Below are 11,851 nucleotides of genomic sequence, written 5' to 3'. Positions count from 1 at the left end.
ATCAATGACTTTACAAGAAGAAATTATCAAAGAATTGGGTGTTAAGCCATTAATTAATCCAGAGGAAGAAATCAGAAGGTCGGTTGATTTTTTAAAAGCCTATTTGAAAAAAAATGACTTTCTAAAGACTTTAGTCCTTGGTATTTCTGGTGGACAGGATTCGTCACTCAGTGGACGCTTAGCACAGCTAGCAATTGAAGAGATGCGTCAAGAAACTGGTGATAGTCGCTATCAATTTATTGCAATTCGTTTACCATATGGCGTTCAAGCGGATGAAGTGGATGCTCAGCGCGCACTGGCATTTATCCAGCCTGATGTCAGCCTAACTGTTAATATTAAAGCAGCTGTAGATGGTCAAGTTGAAGCCTTAGAGTCAGCTGGGGTATCGGTTTCTGATTTTGTTAAGGGTAATATTAAAGCACGCCAAAGAATGATTACGCAGTATGCTATTGCAGGTGAAAAGTCAGGCGCAGTGCTAGGCACTGATCATGCTGCTGAAAATATCACTGGCTTCTATACTAAATATGGTGATGGTGGTGCTGATATTTTACCAATTTTCCGTCTTAATAAACGTCAAGGTAAACAGCTATTGCGTGCCTTGAATGCTGATGAACGTATTTATTTGAAAGTACCGACTGCAGATTTGGAAGATGGCAAGCCCGGCTTAGCTGATGAAGTTGCCTTAGGTGTTACTTATGATGATATTGATGATTATACAGAAGGTAAGGCTGTTTCTGAGGATGCTAAGGCTAAGATTGAAAATTGGTATTTGAAAACTCAGCACAAACGTCATATGCCAATCACAATTTTTGATGATTTTTGGCAGTAGCAATCCACTTAGATTTGATAATTGAATACATGCTCAAGGGGTTGGGACTTTTGTCCCAACCCCTTTCGTATTGTTCATAATTACGAGGTGATTTTGCCACTTTTTTACGTCGCTAAACATTTTCTATCCCATTTCAGATACTTTTGATTCGCCTTGCATAACGCGGCTGTAATAAATATAAATCAATTGTCATTTTAGTTTTGCTTGGCTGAAAAGGGGATTTGTTGATTGTGTTGCTTTAAAAAGGACACGCCAGCTATCGCTTGGTAAAGGCCGATTAAAAAGAAAATAAGATGTAGTGGATTGGCACCGAATAGCATTAGGATTTGAATTAAAATAAATCCCATTTGGATGATACCCAGTAAAATCAGTGAAGCAGCAGCATACTGATGATTTATTATGAGCAGATAGGTAACGCTAAAATTACCAAGACCGATAATTAAAATGAGCACCAAGGCTGGAATTAAGAAAGTTTTAAAGGGGGCATTTTTTAATAACGACTGTGAGACGCCCATAATTGTCTGATTATTTACAGAAAGGGCTAAGATGCCACCAAATAAGGCACCAATACCACAAAATAAATTAATGATCATAATTGATATTCTCATCAGCACTCCCTTAAAATAAATGACTTGCATAAATCGAGCTACCGCTAATTATTTTAAATAGTAGCCTGTTTAGCATGATACACTTGAGCGCTAGCTCACAGTGTCCTTTCATAGGCTAAATTGCCTAAAAAGCGTAAACGGGTCGTTTTGACAGGCTTTCTCTCTCAAAACTGTTCAAATAGATACGTCATCCGGTCAGATAGAAAGGTCTGACTAAATAAATGATTTGTCTATTTTCACAGTTTTAATCAGAGAGAGTAAGCACCTTGGTTTACGATTTTTTGTGAGGTAATTTAGCACCTTTTTCTAGGTCCTCAAACGTCTCTTGTCCCACTGCTATCCAATTATTTAATTTTTAAAATAGAAGTCACAATTGCTTGCATTTCATCCTCAGCAACAACAGTTTGATGTCTAATTTTAGCAGCAAATAAATCCTTAACTGCTAAAGGAATTTCAATATCGCTGATCTGATTTAGAATTTTAACAAGCTCAAAATCGTCTACCTCAGCTGGGCCATTGATAGCTTCTACAACAACTCTTGGAAATTTATAGGCGCTGGCAGTTGAAACGATAACACTAGGTGTCTGGTCTCCTGTTTTTGCGAGATATTTTTGGTAAACTGCTTCAGCAACTGCGGTGTGAGGATCCTCAATATAGTTTTCATTTTTAAAGGTTTGTGCAATTTGTGCTGCTGTTTGAGCCTCAGTTGCATAGCTGGCAAAGAAATCTTTTAATTGACCCTGCATCTCTTCTGTAATAAGGTATTCACCTTTAGTCTCAAGCTCAGACATAAACTGTGCCGTCGCTTGGTCATCATTCCCTGTCAGATGGAAAATAAGTCTCTCTAAATTACTTGAAACTAAAATATCCATAGATGGACTTGTCGTGACAAAGAAATCACGATTTTTATCATACGCACCTGAGTTAAAGAAATCAGTTAAAACGTGATTTTCATTGGAGGCACAAATTAGTTTATTTATTGGCAAGCCAATCGCCTTAGCGTAATAAGCTGCTAAAATATTACCAAAGTTCCCAGTTGGTACAGAAAAATTGATTGCATCACCAGCCTTAATCGCACCATTTTTTATCAGTTTTGCATAAGCATAAACATAATAAACAACTTGAGGGAAGAGGCGCCCAATATTCATTGAATTAGCGGATGAAAATTGCTTACCATTTGCTAATAATTTTTCACGTAGTGCTTGATTATTAAACATTTTTTTAACATTGGTTTGTGCAGCATCAAAATTGCCATCAATTGCTACTACATGGGTATTATCTCCCTTTTGCGTCACCATTTGGCGTTCTTGAATCTGTGAAACACCGTCCTTTGGATAAAAAACAATGATTGAGGTGCCAGGAACATCAGCAAAGCCTGCCATGGCTGCCTTACCAGTATCTCCTGAGGTGGCAGTTAGAATTACAATTTCATTTTCAACTTGATTTTTTTTAGCCGCTGTTGTCATCAAGTACGGTAAAATTGAAAGTGCCATATCCTTAAAGGCGATTGTTGAACCATGAAATAATTCCAGAAAGAATTCATTGCCAACTTGCTTTAATGGTGCAATTTCAGGTGTATCAAACTTATGATCATAAGCTGAGTTGACACAAAAGGCAAGCTCATCACTTGTATAGTCATCGAAAAATGGTTGTAGTATTTGGAGTGCTAGTTCTTGATAGCTTAATTTTGACAATTCATTAAAATTCAAATTAAATTTAGGCAATTCGGATGGTACATAGAGTCCGCCATCAACTGCTAAGCCTTGTAGGACAGCTTGAGATGCGGTTACTTTGTTATTTTTATTACGTGTACTTTGAAAGTATAGGGTCATTTTTTCTTCCTTTTCTATATTTTAACTAATTTTAGCTGGCCATGCTGATAGGTAGCTAATTCATTGATGCCTTTGCTCTTGATTAAAGCAAGTAATTCATCAAAATGCAACCTAAAATGTTCAATTTTGTGTCCATCAGAGCCTAATGATATGAGTTTACCGCCTAAGGCTAAGTATAAATCTAAAGCATAATCATAAAGTGCTAAGTTATGATAGAGATGAGTGCTCTTTGCATTGACTTCAAAAGCAAGTTGATGTTGAATTGCATTATTAAAGATTTGGATTAGCTGTGGCTCAAAAGCTTTGAGCTGATCTACAGACAAATCAAATAAACGAATCCCATAATCAAAATGCGCGAGGACATTGGCAGGAATTTCATTGATTGCTTCATTCATTGCTTTAAGATACTCATCTAAAATTTGACGATAATCCATATCAGCAACAAAGTCATCTAAATAGTCAAATTTACCATTATGGTGAATACTTAGTAGCTTTAAATCAAAATCCTTGTGCCTTAAATAAGCCTTGATTCTGTCCTTTTCAGAGGCAATATAACCAATTTCAATCCCCTTTAAAACACGATTTTGGTATTTTTGATTTAATTCGGCTATTTTTTCTTGATAGGCAGCATAATCAGGGACATCATCTTGATGCGTAACTGGATTAGCAAGATCAAAGTGTTCTGTGGTGACTACAAAGCCATCAAAATTTTCAAGATAGCTCTCAAATTTTTCCTGTGCATCATATGAAAAATAAGTATGTAAATGCTGATCGTAATATTCCATTGTTTTCTCCATTTAGTATATAATTTAAAATAATCAATTTGAGTTATTCTCTATATTTATTTTATTTATAAATATTGCTATGAAATTATTTTTCTAATAGTGGGCCTTCTTAAGACTAAAAAATAATTTAGGTAATCATTTTAGACCAATTTTAGCAATTTTTTAATGATACTACTAACACATTTTACCAAATTTTCAGAAAAATCTAAACAATGCTTGCAATTTTTGTTTAAAAAAATTATGATTAGAGCATATAGTACAAAATGAAGAGAGAAAGAAGCGTCTGGTTTGCTGAAGAAAGCTCTTGGTTGATGAAAAAGAGTGCATTAAGGACGTCTACACATTCTTGAGTGTTTATCTGAATATGATGATTTTAGTAGGATAGGCCGTTGGTTACGTTATAGCCAGAGTTATAGACTCACAGAGGTCAATGCTGTAAGGTGTTGATGAATCTGAGGTGGGAACACGTTAATACGTCCTCTAGCAATTTTGCTAGGGGCTTTTTTGCCATTGCCACTTATCTTCCGAAAATTGCTAAGCAATTTGAGTCGGTTAGTGGCAAAGGTATGCATTTGAACTTGTTTTTACAAGCAACCAAAGGGCGCTTTAAAAACTTAGTTCAAAGGCTCAAACAGCACTTATCTTCCGAAAATTGCTAAGCAATTTGAGTCGGTTAGTGGCAAAGGTATGCATTTGAACTTGTTTTTACAAGCAACCAAAGGGCGCTTTAAAAACTTAGTTCAAAGGCTCAAACAGCACTTATCTTCCGAAAATTGCTAAGCAATTTGAGTCGGTTAGTGGCAAAGGTATGCATTTGAACTTGTTTTTACAAGCAACCAAAGGGCGCTTTAAAAACTTAGTTCAAAGGCTCAAACAGCACTTATCTTCCGAAAATTGCTAAGCAATTTGAGTCGGTTAGTGGCAAAGGTATGTGTTTTACGAGCACAATCAAAGGGTGCTTTAAAAGCTTATTGCTAAGGCTTAATACGCGCATACTCTTTGAAAGCTACGTTATAAATTGAGCCGGTTTTAAAGCTTATTAAATTTTTATTTATAGAAGAGAATTGAGATGTTTCATTTGCTTATAGCAAAATATATTTAATTCCTTAATCAAATCATAAAATGAAAGATAATTAGAAAGAGGTAGCTTATGCGTGGATTACGAAAAATTGAGCCTTATATTCCAGGAGATCAACCTAAATTTTCAAAAATGATTAAAATAAATACCAATGAAAATGCTTATCCGCCTTCTCCAAAGGTGAGTTCAGCGCTTGCTAATTTTGATACAAATCAATTACGTTTGTATTCTTCATTAGATAATCATCATTTAACCTCTGCTCTTAGCAAAAGATTAAACATTAATGCCGATTGGATAACAACAGCTAATGGCAGTGATGATGTATTGGCTTTGGCATTTCAAAGCTTCTTTAATTCATCTGATCCAATTATTTTTCCTGATTTGACATATGGCTTTTATTCGGTCTGGTGTGAACTTTTTGGGATTCCATATCAAGAAGTGTTGCTAGATGAAAATTTTGATTTTGACTTTAATAAGATACCTGATAAAATTGGTGGCATTGTTTTGGCTAACCCTAATGCACCAACAGGACGTTATAAAGCATTAGAACAAATTGAAAAAATTCTAAAGAAATATCATGATATTGTCGTTATTGTTGATGAGGCTTATATTGAATTTGGCGGAGAAAGTGTGCTGGCATTATTAAAAAAATATGAAAATTTATACATTACCCGTACTTTTTCCAAAGATGCTGCATTAGCTGGATTAAGGGTTGGTTATGGCATCGGTAATCCGAATCTAACAGGTGTGATTCAGGCGGTTAAAAATTCTTATAATCCATACGCAGTAGATAGCATCTCGGAGACCTTGGCAGTTGCAGCAACCGAGGATTATCAATATTATCAAGAGATTAATGGTGAAATTGCAAAAACTCGTGATTGGTTTATCGCTGAGCTAGATAAAATCGGCTTTAATACTGTGCCAAGCTTAACTAATTTTGTTTTAACGACACATCCACAGCAGTCAGCGGCAGTAATTTTTAATGCTTTGAAAAAAAATCAAGTATTTGTTCGTTTTTTTCCAACTAAAGAAAGAATTAATAATTATTTGAGAATATCGATTGGTACTAAAAATGAAATGATTACGGTGATTGATTTATTAAAAAATGTTTTAGCAGAAAATGACGGAGGCAGTAAATGAGAAAGAAACAATTGCCGGCTGGCACGCACGATAAGCTGTTCAGACGTGGACTTGGGGTATATCAATTAGAGGTTAAGGTCAATGAATTTTTAAATACACGGGGCTTTCAGCGTATCGAGACCCCAACGATTGAGTTTGCTGAGGTTTTTGAAGATGAACGTAATCAGGATGATCTATATCGCTTTTTCGATCATCAAGGCAGATTATTAACCTTGCGACCAGATATGACCCTGCCGGTCGGAAGGGTGGTTGCTTCGACCAAGGTCGAGCTGCCTTTAAAATTAATGTATAGTGGTAAGGTTTTTCGTTATCATGATGAAATGAAGGGACTGCAAAATGAGTTTACTCAGGCAGGTGTTGAGATTATCGGCTTTCCCTCAATTAAAGCAGAGGTTGAGGCTATTTTATCAGCTGAATCAGTCCTGCGTAAATTGGAAGTGCCTGAATTTAATATTGAAATTGGTCATGCCGCAATTTTTACAAAAATTATTGATGAATTAGCACTTTCAGAGCAAGCAGCTGAGAAGCTAAAGCTACATTTTTTAAATAAAAGTATTACCGGTTTATATGCTTTTACCAAACAATTTCCGAGTGTCCTAGATAATTTTATTGCTGAAATTCCAAAATTATTTGGTGATGTGACACATGTATTGACAAAGGCAAGAACTTTATTACCCGAGGGACATCCAATTTTAAAGGACATTGCTGAGATAAACACCTTATATCAGCTATTTTCATCAGAAACGCAAAAAATCCTTCGTGTTGATCTTGGTATGGTTGGTGTCATGGATTATTATACAGGTATTATGTTTTCAAGCTTTAGCGAGGGTATTCCTGAGAATTTTCTAAGTGGCGGTCGCTACGACTACCTCTTTAAACGGTTTAATATGGAGTCTACTAGCTCTGTTGGCTGGGCAATCAATCTCGAATCAGTTTTCGATTCGCTGTATAAATCTAATACAAGACGTTTGAAAAATAAGGTTCTTTTACATTTTAATATTGATGAAGCTAAAAATGTTGCTGATTTAGTTAGTGAAACTGTTGAACTGTCTTTATTTACGGAGCTTGAAGAAACTATGAGCTTTGCAAAAAAATGGCATTATGAGGAAGTATGGTATTTTAATAATAACCAGCTAGTTAAAAGGGAGGTTCAAATTGACTAAGCCAATTACAATTGCTTTGACTAAGGGACGTTTAGAAAAAGATACGGTAAAATTGCTAGAAAAAGCTGGTTTTGATATGACCTTTATTAAGGATAAAAAAAGAAAATTGATTTTTGAAAGCCCCGATGGCCGATTACGTTTCTTATTAGTAAAGGCGCCTGACGTTACCACTTATGTTCGTCATGGCGTGGCTGATTTAGGTGTGGTTGGTAAGGATGTATTAATCGAGCATCCTTATGGTTATTATGAAATGCTAGATTTAAATATCGGCATCTGTAAGTTTTCGGTTGCTTCAACACCTAAATATGATGCAAAAGATCATAAGCGCAAGCGAATAGCTTCTAAGTATCCAACGGTTGCAAGTGATTATTTTAATTCGAGAAATGAAGATGTTGAAATTATAAAAATTGAGGGTTCAGTGGAAATTTCTCCAATTCTTCATTTAGCTGATGCAATTGTAGATATTGTTGAAACAGGTAATACCTTGAAGGAAAACGGGCTGGTTGTTTTTGAGGATATTTGTCGTATTTCTGCTCGTTTGATTGCGAATAAAGCGGCGATAAAAAGTAATCCTGCCGTGATGCCTTTTGTCAATCAATTAGAAGAAATTGTAGGGAAAGAAGAGGTGAGCTTTGATGAAGCAGTTAACAGGTAGTGTTGAAGAAATTGTTGAAATATTAAAGCAGGAGCAAATCGCGCTTAACCAAAAAAATGAACAGGTTGAAGCGTTGGTTTCTGAGATTATTGAAAATGTTAAAGTGAATGGTGATCAAGCACTATTGGCTTATACCGCTAAATTTGATGAGGTTCAGCTTAGTCAATTATTAGTTGCAGAAGATTTAATTGATGCCGCCTTTGAACAAATTGAGCCTGAGGTTTTAGAAGCCCTAAAGCTTGCTAAGGCAAATATTATTTCATATCATGAGCATCAAAAGGAACAAGGCTTTACGGATTTTCCCTCAGAAGGCGTCATACGTGGACAGCTTATCTTACCTTTAGAAAAAATTGCAGTTTATGTGCCTGGTGGAACTGCTGCCTACCCTTCAAGTGTTTTAATGAATACCCTGCCTGCTAAAATCGCAGGTGTTTCAGAAATTATTATGCTGACACCGCCGCCCAAAAATGGTCAATTTAATGCCGCAATACTCGTTGCAGCCAGATTGGCAGGTGTTGATAAAATTTATCAGGTCGGTGGTGCGCAGGGAATTGCTGCTGCGGCCTTTGGGACAGAGACGATACCACAGGTTGATAAGATTGTTGGTCCTGGTAATATTTTCGTTGCAACGGCTAAAAAGCAGGTCTTTGGACAAGTTGGCATAGATATGATTGCTGGACCGTCTGAGGTGGGAGTGATTGCAGATGAAAGTGCCAATCCTGCCTATGTTGCGGCAGATTTACTCTCTCAAGCTGAGCATGATAAGCTGGCACGTGCGATTTTAGTTACTAATTCACTGCCGTTTGCTAAGGCAGTAGATAAAGAAATCGAACGTCAATTAGCTAAGCTACCACGTGAGACGATTGCTCGACCGGCGATTGAAAATAATGGTCGTGTAATTGTTACAGATACGATTGATCATATGTTTGAGTTAATGAACAAGGTTGCGCCTGAGCATTTGGAGATTGAGCTTGAGGATCCAATTAAATATTTGGGTAAGATAAAAAATGCTGGTTCAATTTTCTTAGGTAAATATACAAGCGAGCCAGTCGGTGATTATTTTGCAGGTACGAATCATGTATTACCAACCAATGGTACCTCCCGTTTTTCATCAGCGCTTGGTGTTCACGATTTTATTAAACGAATGCAATATACCTATTATGATAAAGCGGCTTTGGTAAAGGCAGCACCGTATATTACTGCGTTAGCCTATAAGGAATCTTTGCAGGGGCATGCTAAGGCGATTGAGATTAGAGATTAATTTTTAGTTTTTTTGGGAAAGGGAGTATTAATGAAATTAGTTTTAAATAATGTAAGTAAGTCCTTCGATGATAAGCAATTATTTGATAAGCTTAATTTTACCTTTGAAACTGGTAAGATATATGGTTTATTGGGGCGCAATGGTGCTGGTAAAACAACATTATTTAACTGCATTGCACACAATTTAAAAATTGATAGTGGTCAAATTTCGATTATTGATCAGGATGACATTGAACATAGGGATTATGATAATACAGAAATCGGTTTTGTAACGACTAATACAAATTTACCTGATTTTATGACTGGCTTAGAATTTGTTAAATTCGTAATGGCTCTTAATCAGGAACGTTTAACTACAAAATTATCGGCCAGTGAAAATCTTTTAAAATATGGGATTAAAATCAGTGATCAAAACATTTTATTAAGAGATTACTCACATGGTATGAAAAACAAGGTCCAGATGCTAGTGACTGAAATTACTAATGCCCCAGTCTACTTATTAGATGAACCATTAACAAGCTTTGATCCGGTTGCCGCATTTGAAGTAAAAGAGAGAATAAGAGAGCTTAAAACGAATGCAATTGTTATTTTTTCAACTCATATTTTAGAATTGGCGCAGGAGCTTTGTGATGAAATTGTACTATTGCATGATAAACAGCTTGAGGTTTTAAACCGAGAAAAGCTACAATCGGCGGATTTTGAAAAAGATATTGTAGCAATTTTAAGTGAAGGTGAATAATCATGAGAGATTATTTGAACTTTTATATGAATTATGTGCAAATTCAAAGCACTGTTTTGCTTAATAGTCTCTGGTTTTGGCTTCGACGCTTGCCCTTGATTGGTAAAAAGATATCCCCAAAATTTTATCAAATGATTGATTTAAAAACAGCACTTTTGATTTTGCTGAAATGGCTTTATTTACCAATTACGATAATTAAAAAAGGGTTATTAATATTTTTAGCGTGGTTAATTGCCTTTTTAGCTCATTATATTGTGTCGCCAGGTGGTAATCAGCTATTGAACCCGTCAAATTTTACTGCACCTGAGGTGTTTAATTGGACAATCACAATTTTTCTTTTCTTTTGTCTTTTTGAACGTTTAAATTTCCTTGATGCTTCGGGCAAAACGTTATTTAATTTGGTCGATTTCGCAAAGATATATCAGCTTTCATATAGTGAAACCTTAAAAAAATATTATCGGATTAATTTGGTTATCAGTTCTCTAGCCTATCTCGTCCCGCTATTTTTATTTGGTTGGTTTTATCATCAAATATTGATTGCAATCATACTACCATTTGCCTGTCGCTTATTGTTTCTTAATATTTCGATGATAATTGCTGCCCAAGCCTTTTGGCTGAAAGTGATTGATTGGTTACATGGTGAAATAGTACGTTGGATTTATGGTTTTTCAATTTTAATTATCGGCGGCTTTGCGGTTATTTATTTTACCATCTTTCAAACGATTGTTTGGACGAATCTAGTAACCTTAACGATAGCTTTACTTGCTGTTTTTAGTTATTTTTGGGTTAATAGAATAGCCTTTAAGCAAGGCTTTATCCAGAGGATATTTATTAAACAGGCATATCGTGACGAGGCTTATGCTAAAGCTAAGACCAATCAAGGCTCAACAGGTATACTTGCTGCGCAAAGGGCAAGTCAGAAAATTGAAGCGACTGACGAGAGTGCTTTATTTAATCGTTATTCGGGTATTCAATTGCTTAATCACCTACTGTTTAAACGTTATCAAAAGGTTTTTAGCAAAAAGCTACTTTGGCGACTTGGCTTTTTGATTGGTTTGCTGTTAATTATTATTGGCTTTTATTTCTATCTCACCATGACTAATTCACAAAATATGTTGATCATGGACAGTAATCAAGTCGCTAAAGCTTTACCAAGCTTGTTTCCGATAGTTTATATTTTGAATTTATCTAAAGAAATTGTGGCGATTTATTACTTGAAATGTGATAAAGCGATGCTGAACTATCCATTTTATCGAACGAAATCAGCTATTTTAGGCAGCTTTTTAGATCGACTAAAGCAATCCTTTATTGTAAATACACCAATTATCATTGGTATTTTTCTTAATATTTTTGCGATAATTTTATTATTTGGTGAAAATATTTCACCTGCAATTTATGGTTTAATTATTTTTTATGGTATCGCGATGAATTTATTATTTTCATTTCATGAATTATTTTTATACTATATTTTACAGCCCTTTGACAGAGAGGGAAAAGCAAAAAATCCAGCTTTTCAATTTATTAATTGGATTTTTTATTTTTTCTGTATTTATAATTATAATGTTGAGGGCTTCTTCAACAGCACAATATTATATGTTCTAATTATTTCAATTGTCATTGTTTTATATGTTGGTCTCGGCTTAATGATGGTTAGATTAAAGGCGCCTAAGACATTTAGATTGAAATAGCGGATTTTGTATATTAAAAAGAATAATGTCTATTTTGTAGTTGTCAGGATGAACCATTTTGGCATTTTAGAATT

10 protein-coding genes are annotated in these 11,851 nt (G+C 35.3%); 7 read left to right on the top strand and 3 right to left on the bottom strand.

Annotated elements, in window-relative coordinates:
• Positions 1 to 4: 4 nt before the first annotated feature.
• Positions 5 to 829, top strand: a complete 825-nt coding sequence (gene nadE / locus HOY35_RS07810) for an ammonia-dependent NAD(+) synthetase (protein ID WP_172212009.1) — start codon at positions 5 to 7, stop codon at positions 827 to 829.
• Between the two features lie 194 nt (positions 830 to 1,023).
• On the opposite strand, the gene HOY35_RS07805 is transcribed toward nadE, so the two are convergent.
• From HOY35_RS07805 to HOY35_RS07795, 3 genes are all read right to left on the bottom strand, one after another.
• The gene (locus tag HOY35_RS07805; RefSeq protein ID WP_172212011.1) at positions 1,024 to 1,437 is read right to left on the bottom strand and encodes a hypothetical protein; all 414 of its coding nucleotides are present in this window, start codon (positions 1,435 to 1,437) and stop codon (positions 1,024 to 1,026) included.
• Positions 1,438 to 1,781: 344 nt separating this feature from the next.
• Positions 1,782 to 3,269, bottom strand: a complete 1,488-nt coding sequence (gene thrC, locus HOY35_RS07800) for a threonine synthase (RefSeq protein WP_172212013.1) — start codon at positions 3,267 to 3,269, stop codon at positions 1,782 to 1,784.
• Positions 3,270 to 3,283: 14 nt separating this feature from the next.
• A complete protein-coding gene (locus HOY35_RS07795; protein WP_172212015.1) occupies positions 3,284 to 4,054 on the bottom strand; it encodes a PHP domain-containing protein in 771 nt (256 codons plus the stop codon).
• A 1,150-nt stretch (positions 4,055 to 5,204) separates the two neighbouring features.
• Between HOY35_RS07795 and hisC the strand changes: the two genes are divergently transcribed.
• The 6 genes from hisC to HOY35_RS07765 are packed head-to-tail and all read left to right on the top strand — an operon-like array spanning position 5,205 to position 11,777.
• Entirely contained in the window at positions 5,205 to 6,272 is a 1,068-nt protein-coding gene (gene hisC / locus HOY35_RS07790; protein WP_172212017.1) for a histidinol-phosphate transaminase, read from the top strand.
• Entirely contained in the window at positions 6,269 to 7,435 is a 1,167-nt protein-coding gene (locus HOY35_RS07785) for an ATP phosphoribosyltransferase regulatory subunit (RefSeq protein WP_172212019.1), read from the top strand. Before hisC ends, HOY35_RS07785 begins: the two co-directional genes overlap by 4 nt.
• The gene (gene hisG / locus HOY35_RS07780) at positions 7,428 to 8,090 is read left to right on the top strand and encodes an ATP phosphoribosyltransferase (protein WP_172212021.1); all 663 of its coding nucleotides are present in this window, start codon (positions 7,428 to 7,430) and stop codon (positions 8,088 to 8,090) included. The genes HOY35_RS07785 and hisG overlap by 8 nt, the downstream gene beginning before the upstream one ends.
• Positions 8,071 to 9,351: a histidinol dehydrogenase gene (gene hisD, locus HOY35_RS07775; protein ID WP_172212023.1), complete on the top strand. Its 1,281-nt coding sequence runs from the start codon at positions 8,071 to 8,073 to the stop codon at positions 9,349 to 9,351. The genes hisG and hisD overlap by 20 nt, the downstream gene beginning before the upstream one ends.
• A gap of 30 nt (positions 9,352 to 9,381) precedes the next feature.
• Positions 9,382 to 10,089 carry an ATP-binding cassette domain-containing protein gene (locus HOY35_RS07770; protein WP_172212025.1) on the top strand — a complete coding sequence of 236 codons (708 nt, stop codon included), beginning with the start codon at positions 9,382 to 9,384 and terminating at the stop codon, positions 10,087 to 10,089.
• A gap of 2 nt (positions 10,090 to 10,091) precedes the next feature.
• Positions 10,092 to 11,777, top strand: a complete 1,686-nt coding sequence (locus HOY35_RS07765) for a hypothetical protein (RefSeq protein WP_172212027.1) — start codon at positions 10,092 to 10,094, stop codon at positions 11,775 to 11,777.
• The last annotated feature ends 74 nt before the right edge of the window (positions 11,778 to 11,851 follow it).

It is taken from the genome of Enterococcus sp. MMGLQ5-1 (assembly GCF_013155265.1).
Taxonomy (GTDB): domain Bacteria; phylum Bacillota; class Bacilli; order Lactobacillales; family Streptococcaceae; genus MMGLQ5-1.
Note: the sequence above shows the minus strand (reverse complement) of the source record. Positions and strands in the feature narration are given on the sequence as shown.